This window comes from Kitasatospora sp. NPDC127035 (assembly GCF_042726075.1).
In the GTDB taxonomy this organism is placed as follows: domain Bacteria; phylum Actinomycetota; class Actinomycetes; order Streptomycetales; family Streptomycetaceae; genus Kitasatospora.
Window position 1 is genome coordinate 136,600 of the sequence record NZ_JBHXDN010000012.1, and the last position, 15,577, is coordinate 152,176.

Annotated in this window: 13 protein-coding genes; 12 read left to right on the forward strand and 1 reads right to left on the reverse strand. The window is 74.0% G+C overall.

Features of this window, described 5'->3' with window-relative positions:
• Nucleotides 1–219 precede the first annotated feature (219 nt).
• From ACFWIC_RS10980 to ACFWIC_RS11025, 10 genes are all read left to right on the forward strand, one after another.
• Entirely contained in the window at nt 220–1,053 is an 834-nt protein-coding gene (locus tag ACFWIC_RS10980; RefSeq protein WP_329950862.1) for a DUF6202 family protein, read from the forward strand.
• Nucleotides 1,054–1,078: 25 nt separating this feature from the next.
• Nucleotides 1,079–2,194 carry a DUF6421 family protein gene (locus tag ACFWIC_RS10985; RefSeq protein ID WP_380517770.1) on the forward strand — a complete coding sequence of 372 codons (1,116 nt, stop codon included), beginning with the start codon at nt 1,079–1,081 and terminating at the stop codon, nt 2,192–2,194.
• Complete coding sequence (locus ACFWIC_RS10990) at nt 2,191–3,135, forward strand: PhzF family phenazine biosynthesis protein (RefSeq protein ID WP_380517773.1); 945 nt, start codon at nt 2,191–2,193, stop codon at nt 3,133–3,135. The genes ACFWIC_RS10985 and ACFWIC_RS10990 overlap by 4 nt, the downstream gene beginning before the upstream one ends.
• A gap of 64 nt (nt 3,136–3,199) precedes the next feature.
• Nucleotides 3,200–4,201, forward strand: a complete 1,002-nt coding sequence (locus tag ACFWIC_RS10995; RefSeq protein ID WP_329878242.1) for a proline racemase family protein — start codon at nt 3,200–3,202, stop codon at nt 4,199–4,201.
• 44 nt (nt 4,202–4,245) lie between these two features.
• Entirely contained in the window at nt 4,246–5,115 is an 870-nt protein-coding gene (locus tag ACFWIC_RS11000) for an aspartyl/asparaginyl beta-hydroxylase domain-containing protein (RefSeq protein ID WP_329878244.1), read from the forward strand.
• Nucleotides 5,109–5,375 carry a phosphopantetheine-binding protein gene (locus ACFWIC_RS11005; RefSeq protein ID WP_329878245.1) on the forward strand — a complete coding sequence of 89 codons (267 nt, stop codon included), beginning with the start codon at nt 5,109–5,111 and terminating at the stop codon, nt 5,373–5,375. The genes ACFWIC_RS11000 and ACFWIC_RS11005 overlap by 7 nt, the downstream gene beginning before the upstream one ends.
• A complete protein-coding gene (locus tag ACFWIC_RS11010; RefSeq protein ID WP_380517777.1) occupies nt 5,372–7,411 on the forward strand; it encodes a hypothetical protein in 2,040 nt (679 codons plus the stop codon). The genes ACFWIC_RS11005 and ACFWIC_RS11010 overlap by 4 nt, the downstream gene beginning before the upstream one ends.
• Entirely contained in the window at nt 7,412–9,064 is a 1,653-nt protein-coding gene (locus tag ACFWIC_RS11015; protein WP_380517780.1) for an AMP-binding protein, read from the forward strand. It abuts the gene before it with no gap.
• Nucleotides 9,057–10,382 carry an acetyl-CoA carboxylase biotin carboxylase subunit family protein gene (locus ACFWIC_RS11020; protein ID WP_380517783.1) on the forward strand — a complete coding sequence of 442 codons (1,326 nt, stop codon included), beginning with the start codon at nt 9,057–9,059 and terminating at the stop codon, nt 10,380–10,382. The genes ACFWIC_RS11015 and ACFWIC_RS11020 overlap by 8 nt, the downstream gene beginning before the upstream one ends.
• Nucleotides 10,379–11,755, forward strand: coding sequence for an MFS transporter (locus ACFWIC_RS11025; protein ID WP_329950868.1), 1,377 nt, complete (start codon nt 10,379–10,381; stop codon nt 11,753–11,755). Before ACFWIC_RS11020 ends, ACFWIC_RS11025 begins: the two co-directional genes overlap by 4 nt.
• 264 nt (nt 11,756–12,019) lie before the next feature.
• Here the strand turns inward: ACFWIC_RS11025 and dhbC are convergent, their stop codons facing one another.
• Nucleotides 12,020–13,222, reverse strand: coding sequence for an isochorismate synthase DhbC (dhbC, locus tag ACFWIC_RS11030; RefSeq protein WP_380517846.1), 1,203 nt, complete (start codon nt 13,220–13,222; stop codon nt 12,020–12,022).
• 320 nt (nt 13,223–13,542) lie between these two features.
• On the opposite strand from dhbC, the gene ACFWIC_RS11035 reads away from it, so the two are divergent.
• On the forward strand, nt 13,543–14,859 hold the full coding sequence (locus tag ACFWIC_RS11035; RefSeq protein WP_380517786.1) for an MFS transporter: 1,317 nt from the start codon (nt 13,543–13,545) through the stop codon (nt 14,857–14,859).
• 4 nt (nt 14,860–14,863) lie between these two features.
• The gene (locus ACFWIC_RS11040; protein WP_380517789.1) at nt 14,864–15,511 is read left to right on the forward strand and encodes a TetR/AcrR family transcriptional regulator; all 648 of its coding nucleotides are present in this window, start codon (nt 14,864–14,866) and stop codon (nt 15,509–15,511) included.
• The last annotated feature ends 66 nt before the right edge of the window (nt 15,512–15,577 follow it).

A 15,577-nucleotide genomic window follows, 5' to 3' on the forward strand; every position in this document is an offset into this window, starting at 1 on the left:
ACGGCCGCCACCCGCCCCGGGGGCGACGGCACACGCCCACCCGGGGCACCCGCCCAAGCCCCGGTCCACACCCCCGACCGCGCCCCGCTCCGCACCCCCGACCACCTTCCCGCCACGGCCTCCCGCCCGTCCTCCCGCCCCTCCGGGAATCATTGACACCTCCTCAGATGCCATTTAACGTGTGGCATGTGAAATGGCACAGGCAAAGGGGGAGCAATCATGCCTGGTGAGACGGCACTTGACGAACAGGTTTCCTCGATCGTCCGGGCGGCGGGGCTGGTCCGGCCCGGAAACCGTTTCTTCGCGAACGCGCGGCTGGTGGACGACGTCCCGCCCGCGAACGCACTCGCCGTGGCGCGGCAGTGGGAGGCCATGACCAAGGCCTTCATGTTCACCACGATCGGCGGACTCGGCGCGGCCGCCCGACACTTCGCCGCGCAGGAGGCCCCGGGGCGGGAGACCCTCGCGGCCTTCCAGACCGCATTCCGGGTGATCGGCGACGACCTGGACAACCTGGCGGACGACTTCGGCGCGGTGGCACCGGGCGGAGCGGCGGGCATCCACTACCTGTGGTGGGCGGACTCGATCGTGGCGCCGCTGGTGAAGGCCTCGGGCGAGGAGTCCGCGCCGGCGCTGCCCGCGGGCGTCGCCCGGCTGCTGGAGGCGATGGACGCACTCGCCGACCACCGGCTCGGCGCGGCGGTCCAGTTGCGGGTGGTGGAGGCGATCGCGCTGGACATCGCCGTCGCGTTCCGGCGCGTGTACAGCAAGGTGCAGGTCGGCGGGGAGAAGCTGTTCGCGGACTCCGACGCGCTGGTGTGGATCGACGCGCACATCAAGGCCGAGACCAGCCACGCCAAGTCGGTCAGCGACGAGGAGACCGGCATGACCGCGCTGGTCGAGGGCGAGGAGGACGCGGCCGAGCTGCTGCGGCTCGCCACCGGGTACGCGGCCCACTGGGCCGACGCGCTCGACGACTTCGCCGACCAGCTCTCCGGCCCGCTCGCCGCCGGGACCCCGGCGCAGGCCACGGCGCAGGCCTCCGCGAGCTGATCCGGGGAAGGACGTACGGAACCAAGTGAACAACGAGCCACTGAACGACGTCGTCGACGCGGTCAACGCGCTGCGCGGCTCGGTCCGGCGCGACGAGCTGCGGGACGAGGCTTTCCTCAAACGCCTTTCGCACGAGCTGACTTCGTCACCGGCCCTGCGGAACCTGCCCGCCGCGCAGGCGCTGGCCGAGGACGTCCTGACGTTCACCGAGGACCCCCGGCTGCTCCGGACCAAGGCGCACATCAACGGCAGGAAGGACGGCCACGTCCTCTCCCTGTTCGACGCGTCCTACTTCCCGACCCTCTCCCTGGACTTCCTGGCCTACCGGCCGCTGCCGACCGACGAGGGCCTGGAGGTCCGGTACCCCAGCCCGACCCTGCCGGTCACCATCGAGCGGATGTCGAAGGGCTTCGAGGCCCGACCGGTCGTGGCGCTCTTCCCGGAGAACCACCTCGACGGCCGGCAGGAGAGCGGCGACCTGATCTTCTACTTCATCGACAAGTTCGTGGAACGGCACCTGCGCCTGACCCGCCTGCTCACGCGGCACGTCATGGCACCGGGCTCCTTCCCGCTGGTCGAGACGGCGGGGCCGGCGGAGGTCGAGCAGGCGTCGTCCTGGTGGGTGCGGCTGCACGAGTACCACCACCGGCAGGGCGACATGCCCATCCCGGACTTCCTCCCGGTGAAGAAGCTGAAGCCGCTGGCCGGCCTGGAGGAGCTGCGGGTCGACGTGTCCGCGATGCTCGCCTGCCTCCACGACCCGGGCCTCCCGGAACGCGACGCACGGCTCGCCTACGAGTACATCCTGTCCGAACGGCTGCTGCGCTACGCCGTCGAGGGCATCCCCCGGCCCAACTACGACGCCGTCGCTTCGCAGTTGCTGTTCAACTACCTGCTCGCCGCGGACGGCATCCGGGTGCACGGCGGCCTGATCCATCTGCGGCCGGGCCTGCCCGCCGTCCTCGCCGAGTTCCTCGGCGAGATCCAGGGCATCGAGCGACGGATCCACCGTGAGCCGGCGGAACAGGTCCAGGACCGGCTCCTGCAGTTCACCAACCGGTACACCGACTACGACGAAGCGGCGAAGGACTACCGTCACATCCCGTTCTTCGCCGACGCCAAGCAGAGGTTGGGCGTGTGAGTACGACGAACGCAACGACGAGCAGCACGACGAACACGACGACGACCACGACGGCGAGCGCGCCGGTGAGCGCGCCGGTGAGCACGTCGGCGATCAGGATCCCGATCTTCCAGGTGGACGCCTTCACCGACCGGCTCCTGTGGGGGAATCCGGCGGCCGTCTGCCCGCTCGACAGCTGGCTGCCCGCACCCGTCATGCAGGCCATCGCCCTGGAGAACAACCTCCCGGAGACCGCCTTCATCGTCCGGAACGGGGACGCCTACGACCTGCGCTGGTTCACCCCGGCCACCGAGGTGGACCTGTGCGGGCACGCCACGCTGGGCGCGGCCCACGTCGTCCTGACCCACCTGGAGCCGGACTGGGACGAGGTGACGTTCCACTCGGCCAGCGGACCGCTCGTGGTCGCCCGGCAGGGGGACGGCGACCGGTTCGGGCTGACCTTCCCCGCCCTGGAGTTCACTCCTGTGGACCCGCCGGCGGACCTGCTCCGCGGGCTGGGACCGGTGGCACCCACGGCGGTCTACCGGTCGATGGACTACATCGCGGTCTACGAGAACGAGGCACAGGTCCGCGCGGTGGTACCGGACCCGCGCGCGCTCTCCGCGCTCGACCTGCGGGGCGTCGTCGTCACCGCGCCGGGTGACGGGGCCGACTTCTGCTCGCGGTTCTTCGGGCCGAAGCTGTCCATCCCCGAGGACCCGATCACCGGGTCGGCGCACTGCGCGCTCGTCCCGTACTGGGCGGAGCGACTGGGCCGGACCCGGCTGCACGCCCACCAGTTCTCGCCCCGGCTGGGCCGGACCCGCACGATCAGCCTCGACTGCGAGCTGACCGGCGACCGGGTCGGCCTGATCGGCGCGGCACGACCGTACATGACCGGGGTGATCCAGCTCTCCGAGGAGGACCTCGACCAGAGCCCGGATCCCGCGCGGCGCCCCTGACCGGGGCTCCGCCCGGACCCCGCACCCCAGCCCCCCGTCCAGACCCAGACCCCAGAGGGACGACATGCGCACCAATCGAGTTTTCCACGCGGTGGACTCCCACACCGAGGGCATGCCCACCCGGGTGATCACCGGCGGCGTCGGGGTGATCCCCGGCGCGACGATGGCCGAACGCCGGATCCACTTCCGCGACAACCTCGACCACATCCGCACCCTGCTGGTGACCGAGCCCCGTGGGCACGCGTCGATGAGCGGGGCCATCCTCCAGCCGCCGACCCGGCCCGACGCGGACTGGGGGGTGCTGTTCATCGAGGTGTCCGGCTACCTGCCGATGTGCGGCCACGGCACGATCGGTGTGGCGACCGTACTGGTGGAGACGGGCATGGTCCCCGTGACCGAGCCGGTCACCACGGTGCGCCTGGAGACCCCGGCCGGCCTGGTCGTGGTCGACGTGGCGGTCACGGACGGGGTCGCGAAGCACGTCACCCTGCGGAACGTGCCCGCCTTCGCGGAGCGGCTGGACGCCGAGCTGGAGGTGCCCGGGTTCGGCACCGTCCGCTACGACGTGGCGTACGGCGGCAACTTCTACGCGATCGTGCGGCTCGACGACTACGGGCTGCCGTTCGACCGGAAGGCCAAGAACGAGATCACGGCCGCCGGGCTGGCCACCATGCAGGCGATCAACTCGACCGACGAGCCGGTGCACCCGGAGGACGCCCGGATCCGCGGTGTGAAGCACGTCTACTTCGAGGCGCCCGGCTCGGACGCGTCGTACTCCCGTCACGCGATGTCCATCCACCCGGGCTGGTTCGACCGGTCGCCGTGCGGGACGGGCACCAGCGCGCGGATGGCGCAGCTGCACGCACGCGGCGAGCTGGCGATCGGCGCCGACTTCGTCAACGAGTCCTTCATCGGTTCGAAGTTCACCGGCCGCCTGGTCGAGGAGACGACGGTCGCGGGCCGTCCGGCGGTCGTGCCGACCGTCACCGGACGGGCCTGGATCACCGGCACCGCGCAGTACTTCCTGTCGCCCGACGACCCGTTCCCGGCCGGCTTCGAGCTCTGACCCGACCCCTCCCCGGCCTCTGGAACAGAAGGGCACGCCTCTCCATGGCCTCCGTGATACTCGGCCGCATCCCGTTCGACGACGAGCGCCTCGCCAAGGACGTCGCCCGCCTGGCGAGCCTCCCGGTCCCGCAGGAGCCGTACCAGGTGTTCACCACCGGCACCTGGCTGAACCTCAACCTGTGGAACGCCTCCGGCGACCACGGCGACGGTTTCTGGTACGGCCACGAGCAGCGGCCGGGGCAGCCCACCGAGCTGCTCGACGAGGTCCCGTACCTCCGCGAGGTGCTGGCCGAGTGGTTCGACGGGAGCCGGCTGACGATGGTGCGCGGGCGCAACGTCTCCGAGTTCTCGATCATCCCGCACCGCGACTTCATCGAGGCCGGGGACGTCACGGAGTTCTTCCGGGTGATCGTCTTCCTGGAGGACAACGAGCACGCCGTCAACTCCGACGAGGACATGGTCTTCCACATGCGCAAGGGCGAGGTGTGGTTCCTGGACGCCGCCCAGATCCACGCCGGGATGAACATGTCCTCGCGCAGCCGCTGGTCGCTCTGCCTGGACTTCGCTGCCGGTCCGGGCTTCCGGCCCGCCGACATCTTCGCGCGGCCCGAGCTGTACCGGCCCGACCTGGAACCCGCCCTGGTGGAGCGGCGGCCGGCCGCCGCGGACCTGCCGGAACGGCTGCGCGCCCTGGGCACCGTCGTCTCCCGGTACAACATCAAGGACATCGCGTTCCTGCTCGGCCGGATCCACTTCGCCGAGGAGGTGCCGATCGGGGCCTCGTGGGACTGGCTGGTCGACATCACCCGGGAGTCCGGCGACCCGGAGCTGATCGACATCGCCGAGCGCGCCAGGAAGTTCTTCGTCCTGTCCCGCGAGGTCGGCGAGGACTTCGCCTTCCTGCCGTGCTGAGCGGACCCGACGAGGGGCGGTCGCCGCGGGCGGAACTGGTCGAGCACATCACCGAGGTCTGGCGGGACGTGCTCGGCGTGGACCGGATCGACCCCGACCAGGACTTCTTCGAGCTCGGCGGTCACTCACTGGGGGCGATCCGCACCGCCTCCCGGCTCGGGGAGGAACTCGGCCGCGACCTCTCGTTGCGGGTGATCTTCGAACACCGCACGGTCGACGCGCTCGCCGCCGCGATCGTCAACGACGACGGGGTGGCATGAGCGGCACTGACGACACCGACCGCACTTCCCGCGCGAGCGGCACGGGTGGCACGGGTGGCACGAGCAGCACGGGTGGCACGAGCGGGACCGACGACCTGGCGGGAGTGCCGGGCATCTTCCGTGCGGTGTCCGGCGCGGCGGACTTCGCGCGCGCCGTCGCCGCGTTCGGGTCCGGGGCGGAGGACGCCGTCCCGGTGTGGATCGGCGACCGCTCCGACCTCCTGGCGGCCCTCGACCTCGCAGCGGGCCTCTACCCGGCCCGGCGGCGCCCGCCGGTGTGCGCGGCGGGCGTCGTGGTGGGGGACGTGCCCGCGACGATCCGCGCATTCGCCCGCCCGCTCGCCCGGCACTGGACCGAGCACGGCGCGCCGGCGGCGCACGGGGCCGGCCGCACCACCGGCACGCCGCCCGCGGACGACGGCCCGCTGGTCGTCCTCGGCCGGTACGAGGACCTCCGGATGGACGTCATCGGCCCCGTCCTGGTGGACGCGTACGCCCGCGGCCGGGACGTCTTCCTGCTGACGGGCCGCGACCTCCACTCGCTCACCTGGGCGATCGCCAAGCAGTACGGCGAGGTCCACCCCGACGGTGCGACCGGGCTGTTCACCGACCTCGACACCCGGCCGGTGGCCACCTCCGCGACCTATCACGACGCACGCACCGTCAGCGGCGCGGACCTGGTCCGCCTCACCGCCGAGCGGGTCTGGCGACGGGTCCTGGTCAGCGGGCACGGCACCGAGGACAGCATCAACCTCGGCGCGCACACGGTGTGCGGGCTCAGCCCGGCCGCCGGCCCCGGCCGGTCCGGGCCCACCTGTTCGTACGGCCGGGGCTGCTACAAGCCCGAGGACAAGCTGATCCCCGCCCACCGCGTCCGGGCCGCCGAGTTGGTGCTCAGCGGCTGCGACAGCGGCGCCCTGGCGGACCTCGCCACCTACGACCCCCGCTACCAGCTGCTCCTGAACGCCGTCGACGGCCCGGCCCAGGCGGTGGTCGCCGCGCTCTCCATGCACCAGTCGGCCCGCGTCGAGAACCTCGTCTGGCTGGACTCGGCGGACGGGGACGGGAGCACCGCCCGGCGGCTGAACGCGAGCCTGTACGCCCTGCACCCGTACCCCACGTTCATCCAGGTGGGGCTGCCGAGTTCGGCCTACCCGGGGGCCTCGTCGCCCCCGGAACCGGCCGGGGCACCGGCCGTGGAGCCGGACGGCGGGCCGACCGGGAAGGCGGCCGCGGGGTCGGCCGTGGAGTCGGCGGCCGAGCAGGCCGGGTGGGTCGGCGGCCTCTCGGCCCGGGCGCAGGGGTTCCTCATGACCGGCATGCTGCCGGCCGCGCACCCGCTGCGAGAGCCGCTCGGGCAGCTGGCGGAACGGGCCGAGCTGACGGCCGTCCGGCCGGTCATGGGTCCGGCCGCCGACCGGGAGGCGTTCGTCGGCACGCTCCGGGAGGAGGCGCGGGTGCTCGACCGGGCGATCGCCGTCCGCATGTCGGAGCGGCCCGACGACCCGCTCTCCGAGTTCCCCCGCTTCTTCGGCGACCGAAGTTCGGTCGCGCGGACCGAGGCGGTGACCACCCCCTGCGTCCTGTGCGGGCGGGAGGCCTGGCAGTACCCGCGCCGCGGGTTCACCTCCCGGGTCCCGCTCACCACCGCGCACGTCTGCCTGAGTTGCGGCCCGGTCGGCTACTGGACGGACGGCGCGGCGCGGCTGCTCGGTGCCGCCTCCGCCGCGACCGTCCCCGCCGGCGGGACGCTGCGGATCGAGGTGCCGGTCGTGCCGTCGCGCCCCGGGCCGGTCCAGGTCGGCGTGCTCCTGCCGTGGAGCGTCCGGGCCGCCGTCTCGCCGCCGGTCCAGGCCGTCGGACCGGGGGCGGCCGGGTCCGACCGGCGGGCGGGGCGGCCGAGTGCCGTCTTCGAGGTGCACCTCGACGCGTCGGCCCCGCCCCAGGAGCACCACTTCACCGTCTTCGCGGTGCAGGACCTCGCGTTGTCCCTGCTCCGCTGCCCGTTCGCCGTCCTTCCGGCCGGGGAGGTCTAGATGAACCGGACCCTCCACGCGGCGGTGGCCCGCCGGGCCCTGCTGACGCCCGACCGTCCGGCGCTGGTCGAGCCCGGAACGACCGTCACCTACCGGACCCTCGACCGCGCGGCCGACCACCTGGCGTCGCTCCTCACGGACCTCGGCATCGGGCCGGGAAGCCTGGTCCCCGTGATCCTCCCCCGGTCCGCGCGCCTGGTCATCGTCCAGTTGGCCCTGCTGAAGTGCGGCGCGGCCTACTCCGTGCTCGATCCGGGGTGGCCCCCCGCGCGGTTGGCGTCGCTGGTCGGACGGCTGCGGTCGCCGCTGGCGGTGGCGGACGAGGCGGTGGCCGCCCGGGCGGTGACGGACCTGGCCGGGGCGCAGGACCCCGGGCCGGAGGGACCCGGGCCGACGGACGGGCACGGCTTCCCCGTCTGGACGCCGCCGTTGGAACCGCCGGCCGAACTCGCGGACCGGGCGGGCGCACCGGTGCGGCGGGCGGCCGACGGCGAGTCCCCCGCCATGGTCATCTTCACCTCGGGGACCACCGGTTCACCGAAGGCCGTGGTCCTGCCGCACCGGGCGGCACTGCGGCTGTTCGACGGGACCGGCCCGGCGTCGTTCGGCCCGGGCCACGTCATGCCGCAGGTGTCGAACGCGGCCTGGGACATGTACGCGCTGGAGGTGTGGGGCACGCTGGTCGCGGGCGGGACGTGTCTCCTCCCCGGCCCGGGCGCCCCGCTCTTCCTCCCGGATTCGCTGCGCGCGGCGGTCGCCGGGCACGGTGCCGACACGGTGCACCTGCCGACTTCCCTGTTCAACCTGTTCGTCGACGTGGACCCGGGCTGCTTCACCGGTCTGCGGGCCGTCCTGGTCAGCGGCGAGGCGATGTCCGGCGCCCACGCGGGCCGGTTCGTACGGGCCCATCCGACGGTCCCGCTGGTGAACTGCTACGGGCCGGTCGAGTGCTGCATGTTCGTCTCCTGGCACCGGGTCTCGCTCCCGGACTGCGACCGGCCCGACGGCGTGCCGCTCGGCACGGCGGCTCCCGGGACACGGCTCCTCGTCCTCGCGGACGCCGGAGCGGACAGCGGCGCGGACGGCGACGGCTTCGGCGAGATCTGCCCGCCCGGAAAGGAGGGCGAGATCTGCGTGGCCGGCGAGGGCCTGGCCCACGGCTACCTGGGACAGGCCGGCCTGACGGCGGAGAAGTTCCGCACCCTGACCCTCGACGGCGTGCCCACCCGGGTGTACCGCACCGGCGACCGGGGACGGGTGGACGACGACGGCCTGCTGCACTATCTCGGCCGCGGGGACCGCCAGGTGAAGCTCCGCGGCTACCGCGTGGAGCCCGCCGAGGTGGAGCGCGCCGGGCGCGCCGTCCCCGGCGTCCTCGACTGCGCCGCCGTCCCGGTCCGCGAGGCCGACGGAAGCTGCCAGTCGCTGCTGCTCGCCTACACCGTGCGGCCGGACGAGGAGGCCGACCGTGCGGCCGGCTCCGCCGACCCGCTCGGGGTGCGCGCCGCCCTGGCCGCGGTGCTCCCCGGGTTCCTGGTGCCCGCCCGTGCCGTGGCCGTCGCGGCCCTGCCGCTGACGCCGAACGGAAAGTTGGACCGTGCCGCCCTGGAGGACTGGGGACGCACGCAGAACCGAAGGAACAATCATGGCTGATCGCCGACCTCGCCTGCTCGTCGTGGGACTGGACCGGTACACCCTCGACGCGTGCGTCCGCCTGGACGTGGACGCCGTCGTCGTCCGCGGCGCGGCGTCCCGGGACGACGGGCTGATGAGCGTGCCGCCCGAGCTCACCGTGCTGGACGTCGACGACCAGAGCAGCGTCGAGAGCGTCCTGGCGGCACTGCGCCGGGCCGGGCCGGACGCCGGCGGCTTCGACGCCGTCCACACCTCCGACGAGTTCTCCATGGTCACGGCCGGCGTCCTGGCACGCCACCTCGGGGTGCCGGGACTCGACCCGGAGGTGGCGATCCGGTTCCGCGACAAGTCGCTACAGAAGCGCGCGGTCCGCGGGGCCGGGCTGCCCACCGCGGACTACCTGGTCGTCGACGACGTCCTCGACGTCACCCACCTCGACGAGCTGCCGTTCTCGCCCGCCGTCCTGAAGCCGGTGGCCGGGGCCGCCACGTCCTTCACCTCCTCGGTCCGGTCCGTCGAGGAGCTCCGGGCGCGGAGCGAGGAGTACCGGCAGCAGAAGCCCGCCCAGCGCACGTTCCTGCTGGAGGAGCACATCGGCGGCGACGAGTGGTTCGTGGACGGGGTCGTCTTCGGCGGGGAGTTGCTGTTCCTCGCCGTGGGCGCCTACGGCGACCCCTGCCTCACCGCGCTGGAGAGCGGACAGCCGCTGTGGCTGCGCCACTTCGACCCGGTCCGGGAGGCCTGGGTGTACGAGCGGGCCCGGGGCGTGGTCGAGTCCGCGCTCGGGGCGCTGGGCCTGCACGACGGGTCGTTCCACATGGAGCTCTTCCACGACGCGGCGTCCGGGTCGCTGACCTTCGGCGAGTGCGCCGCACGGCGCGGCGGCGGGCTGATCCACGAGCAGATCCAGGCGAAGTTCGGGGTGAACGTCGCCGAGTGCGCCGTCCGGATCGCGCTCGGCGCCCGCCCGGAGATCAAGCCCGAGGTCCGGCCGGAGATCTTCGGCGGCACCTACCTGCCCGGCCGGCCGGGGACGCTGCTCGGCTGCCCGACGGCGGCCGACCTCGTCGCCCTGCCGCAGGTGGAGTTCGCGCGGGTCGAGCACCCGGTCGGCACCCGGTTCGCGGCCGGGCCGGCCAACACCAGCCAGCGGGTGGGGCAGTTCATGGTCGTCGCGGAGTCGGTCGAGGAGCTCACCGGGCGCTTCGAGGAGGTCCGGCGCTGGTTCGACGAACGGCTGTGGGTGCTTCCCGAGCACCTGACCACCGGCGGGCGGCGGGAGTTCCAGCGGGCCTGGCAGCCGGGCGCCGACTTCGGGGACACCCTGTGGCGGTGACGAGGTCCCGCCCGCCGGCGGGCCGGCCCGGCGCGGCCCGGCTGTCGGCCGCACTGCTGCCGTCCGACCGGGGGCAGCGGGTGGTCGCGCTCACCTCCTTCGTGCACAGCCTGGGCACCGGGATGTCGGTCGCCGCCGGGGCGCTCTTCTTCACCCGGATCGTCGGACTGCCCGCCTCCCAGGTGGCCGTGGGCCTGTTCGCGGCGGCGATGACGGGCCTGCTGGCCGGGGTGTACGTCGGCCGGCTGGCGGACCGGTGGGGGCCCAAGCGCGTCCAGCTCGTCGTCGCGGTGTGCGGGACGGTGGTCAACACCGGTCTCCTGCTGGTCGACGCGTTCTGGACCTACCTGGCGGTCTCGGTGCTCTCCGGCGCCGTGGTCGCGGCGAGTTGGTCCACCCTGGCACCGCTGGTCCGCGCGTTCGGCGGGGACTCGCCGGCCGTGTTCCGCGGCTACCTGCGGTCGGTCGGCAACCTCGCGATCGCACTCGGCGCCGTCGCGGCGGGCTTCGCCGTCCAGGTGGACACCCGGGCGGCCTTCCTCACCGTCATGATCGCCCGCTCCCTGACGTACCTCGTCTCCGGACTGATCCTGCTCCGGCTCCCGCCGTTCACCCTGGAGGGCCCCGCGGTCACGACCGACGCGGCGCACGCCGCCGACCCGGGAGCCCCGCCCGCCACCGTGACCGGCTCCGAGTCCGCAACCGAGTCCGCAGCCGGGCCCGGTGGAGTCTCCGGCCGCGGCTGGGCGGCGCTGCGCGACCGCACCTACCTGACCGCGACGGCGGTCAACGCGGTGATGTCCCTGCACTTCGCGGTCCCGACGTTCCTGCTCCCGCTCTGGATCGCGGACCACACCGCGGCGCCGCGCTGGACCATCTCCGGCGTACTCGTCCTGAACACCGTCCTCGTCGTCGTCCTCCAGGTCCGGTTCAGCCGGGGCGTCGCCGACGTGCCGTCCGCCGGGAACGCGATGCGCCGGGCCGGGCTGGCCGTCGCGGCGGGCCTGATCCTGATGGCGGTGGCCGGGACTCCCCCGGGCTGGCTCGCCACCGTCGCCCTGGCCGCCGGGATGGCCGCCTACACGCTCGGCGAGATCTGGCACACCGCCGCAGCCGCCGAGTACTCCTTCGGGCTGGCCCCGGCCGAGGCACAGGGCCAGTACGCCGGGGTGTTCGGCCTCGGGCACGGGCTCGCCGAGGGCGTGTCACCGGCCGTCCTGAGCGCGCTCCCGCTCGCCCTCGGGCTGCCCGGCTGGCTGGCCCTCGCCGTGATCGTGCTGGCGACGGGCGCGATCTGCCGGCCCGTCATGGACCGGATGACCGGTCCGCGGCCCGCGCCCGCAGCGGTGGGCGTCGGGGCGAACCTCACCTGACGGCACGAACCGGGGACCGTGCAGGCGCCACCCGTCGGAACCCGACGGGAGACGCGCCACGTCGTCCGGGGGCGGACCCGCCCGGCGAACCGGCGCGGGCCGGGTGCGTCCCGGCGACGCGCCCCGTGAGGAGGGGCGCGCCGCCGGAGTCTCTGGGTGGGGCGAGCTGCCGTACGGGCCGCCCGGGCCGGCCCGGCTACGCCGCCCGGGTCGGCGCACCCGGCCGCGCCGGCCCGCTCACCCCGGGGCCGTCGGCCGCCCCTCTCACCGCGGCACCCCGGCGGCGTCCAGGAAGGTGCGGAACTTGGCGCTGGTCTCGGCGAGTTCGGCCTCGGGCCGGGAGGCGGCGACCACGCCGGCCCCCGCGTACACCCGCAGGGTGCGTTCGTCGGCCTCGGCGCAGCGCAGGGTGACGACCCACTCGCCGTCGCCGTTCGCGTCGCCCCAGCCGACCATCCCCGCGTACAGGCCCCGGTCGAACGGCTCGATCTCGCGGATCGCCTCCCGGGCGAGCGGTGTCGGCGTGCCGCAGACCGCCGGGGTCGGGTGCAGGGCCGTGGCCAGCTCCAGGGCGGAGACGGCCGGGTCGGCCAGTTCGGCGGTGATCGTGGTGGCCAGGTGCCACATCGCGGCGGTGCGCACCAGGGTGGGCCGTTCCGGCACGTCCAGGGTGCGGCAGTACGGGGCGAGCGCGGCGCTGATGGCGTCGACCACGACCGCGTGCTCGTGCAGGTCCTTGGGCGACTCCAGGAGCGCGGCGGCCCGGCGGACGTCCTCCCCGAGGTCCGGGCTGCGCGGGACGGAGCCGGCCAGCGGGTTGGCGAGGACGGCGACGCCCCGGCGGGAGAGCAGCAGTTCGGGGCTGGCCCCGATCAGGGTGCGGCCGGACCCTGCGGGCAGCGCGAAGGTGTAGCCGCCGGGGTCGCGCCGCGCGAGGCGCTGGAGGATGGCGGGCAGGTCGAGCGGCTCGGCGGCGCTCAGCTCCAGCGTCCGGGCGAGCACCACCTTGCTCAACTCGCCCTCCTGGAGCCGTCGGACGGCCTCGGCGACGCCGGCGCCGTAGGTCTCCGGCGCGGGCACCGGCCGGACGTCCCACTGCACCCGGTCGGCGGGCGGGGCGGGCAGCGCGATCAGCGGGTCGTCGCACAGCGCGCCGCAGGCGCGGACCCTGACGGGGACCGCGAGTTCGGCACGGCTGTCGTGGTCGAACGCCACGGCGCCCACCACCAGCGGGTTCTCCACGCCGTCACGGCGGGCCTGCGCGAGCGTTTCGGCGACCCGGACGGGCAGCGGGCGGCCGTCCTGCGGGACCTCGGCGTGCACGCCCTCGGCGAGCAGCGTGCGGGTCGGGGAGGCGAAGAACGCCTGGTCGGGAGCGGCCCGGTACTGACCCAGCAGTCCGCTGGCCGCGCCGATGACGGCGTGGTCCGCCCCGGCGGGGGCGCGATGCACCGTGGTCACCTGGATTCCCCCAGTCTGTGAGCGGCGGCCGAGGCGGCGAATGCGGACTGCTGCACAGGAAATCCCCTCCGACCAGCAACATTAGGCAAGCCTAACCTAACACAATCGAACGATTCCGCCGAGAGGTCCTTCACGGCTTCCGGGTCGGACCGCGAGGGCCCACAGGACGCCGGGCGCACCCGAAGGTGGACGCAACGTTGCGTCTGGTGTTACGGTCCGGTCGAGACGCAACGTTGCGTCCATTCTCGCGAATCGTCCCGCCCACCGGCACGGACCGGCCGCCACCACCCTCCCCCTGCTCTCCTTCTCCTCAGAGGAGCCTCCGCATGCCCTCCGCCCCGCCCGGCCGCACAGGCCCGCCCGGCCGTTCCGCCCCGCTCGCCCGGGCCGCCGTCGCCCTCGCGTTCTGGGTCACCATGGCCGGCACCACCGTCCCGACCCCGCTCTACTCGCTCTACCAACACGCCTTCGGGTTCTCGCCGTTCATGGTCACGGTGATCTTCGCCGTCTACGCGCTGGGCGTCGTCGCCGGACTGCTCGCACTCGGCCGACTGTCCGACCAGATCGGCCGGCGCCCGGTCATGGCCACCGCCCTGCTGCTCGCCGCGGCCGCGGCCGGACTGTTCGAGGCCGCCGACTCGCTGCCCTGGCTGCTCACCGCCCGGGTGCTCTCAGGCTTCGGCGCGGCACTGATCACCGGCGCCGCGACCGCGGCCCTGCTCGACCTCGCCGCGCCCGAACGACGGCTGCGCGCCCAGACCCTGGCGCTCGCCGCCAACATGGGCGGCCTGGCCGGCGGCACCCTGTTCTCCGGCATCCTCGCCGAATGGGCCGGCTCGCCGCTCCGACTGCCCTGGACGGTGACCCTCGTGCTCACCGGCATCGCCCTGATCGGCCTGTCCGCCGTCCCCGAGACCGTCCCCGCCGAGATCCGCGCCGGCGGGATCCGCCTCCGCTTCCAGCCCCTGCGCATACCGGCCGACATCCGCCCCGCCTTCCTGCGGGCCGCGCTCGCCGGCGGTTCCGGCTTCGCCGTGAGCGGCGTGCTGACGGCGGTCAGCGGGCTCTTCCTCGCCACCGTGCTCGACCTGCACAACCACGCGCTGACCGGCCTGGTCGTCGCGCTCGCCTTCCTCTCCACCGCCGTCGGGCAGCTACTCGTCCGCGTCCTCCCCCCGGCCCGCACCCTGCCGCTGGCGTGCGCCGGACTGGTGCTGGCCGCCGCCCTGATCGCCGCCGCGCTGCTGACCGGGACGCTGGCGCCACTGCTGCTCGGCGCCTGCGTCAACGGACTCGCCACCGGTACCGCCATCGGCACCGGGCTGGGCACCATCAACGGCGGCGTGGCCCCCGAGCGGCGCGGCGAGACGGTGTCCACCTTCTTCGCCGTGCTGTTCTCGATGCTCTCGGTGCCGGTCATCGGCGTGGGCGTGCTCATCCAGGCCACCGGGCTGCGCACGGGCGGGGTGACGTTCAGTGCCGTGGTCGCGGCACTGGCGGTGGGCGTCGCGGCCGGCCTGGTCCGACGGACCCGCGAGGCGACGGGGGCGGAGGAGTCCGGCACCCCGGGTCCGGCCGGCACCCCGGGTCCGACCGGAGCGAACACCGCAGGTCCGTCGGCGGCCCTGGCCGAGGAGGCATGAGAGGATGACCACGATCGACACCCCCGGCCAGCCGCCCCCGCACAAGGACCCGAGCACCATCGCCGCCCAGCCCCGACCCGCCACCGGCAGCAGCTCCAGCAGCCGCCGCAGTGAGGCCGCGCGCCTGGCCGTGCTGAACGCGGCCGACGACCTCCTGGTGGAGCAGGGCTTCGAAGGTCTCACGATCGAGGGCATCGCCGCTGCGGCCGGGGTCGCCAAGCAGACCATCTACCGCTGGTGGAAGTCCAAGGTCGACATCCTGTTCGACAATCTCGTCCTGGACGCCTCCACCGCACTGGCCTGGCCCGACTCCCCGTCGACCCTCGCCGACCTGCGCGCCTACGTCCACCGGTTCGCCGCCTTCCTCGGCGAGGCGCCGGCCGGCCGGGTCCTTCAGGCCCTCCTCGGCCACGCCCAACTCGACTCCCGTACGGCCGACCTGCTGCACGGTGGCTTCCTGGACGAGTTGCGCGCCCGCGACGTCGCCCACACCCGTGCCTGCCTGGACCCCGCGGGGGACGACCCCGACGAGCGGGCCGCCCTGCTGCTCGACGCCCTGCTCGCCCCGCTCTACCACCGGGCCCTGGTCCTGCGCCGCCCTCTCGACACCGCGTTCGTCGACGCGCTGCTCGACCGGCACCTTCCGCGCTGACCTTCCACGCCCTCACCAACTCCCCTCACTCCGGCCCGTGTTCACCTCCGGGCCCGTTCAGGAGTC

Excerpts from the sequence above, each read along its gene's own strand:
- ACFWIC_RS11035 (WP_380517786.1), top strand. The coding sequence starts at position 13,543 with ATGCCCTCCGCCCCGCCCGGCCGCACAGGCCCGCCCGGCCGTTCCGCC.
- ACFWIC_RS11015 (WP_380517780.1), top strand. The coding sequence starts at position 7,412 with ATGAACCGGACCCTCCACGCGGCGGTGGCCCGCCGGGCCCTGCTGACG.
- ACFWIC_RS11020 (WP_380517783.1), top strand. The coding sequence starts at position 9,057 with ATGGCTGATCGCCGACCTCGCCTGCTCGTCGTGGGACTGGACCGGTAC.
- ACFWIC_RS10980 (WP_329950862.1), top strand. The coding sequence starts at position 220 with ATGCCTGGTGAGACGGCACTTGACGAACAGGTTTCCTCGATCGTCCGG.
- ACFWIC_RS11040 (WP_380517789.1), top strand. The coding sequence starts at position 14,864 with ATGACCACGATCGACACCCCCGGCCAGCCGCCCCCGCACAAGGACCCG.
- ACFWIC_RS11000 (WP_329878244.1), top strand. The coding sequence starts at position 4,246 with ATGGCCTCCGTGATACTCGGCCGCATCCCGTTCGACGACGAGCGCCTC.
- ACFWIC_RS11010 (WP_380517777.1), top strand. The coding sequence starts at position 5,372 with ATGAGCGGCACTGACGACACCGACCGCACTTCCCGCGCGAGCGGCACG.
- ACFWIC_RS10995 (WP_329878242.1), top strand. The coding sequence starts at position 3,200 with ATGCGCACCAATCGAGTTTTCCACGCGGTGGACTCCCACACCGAGGGC.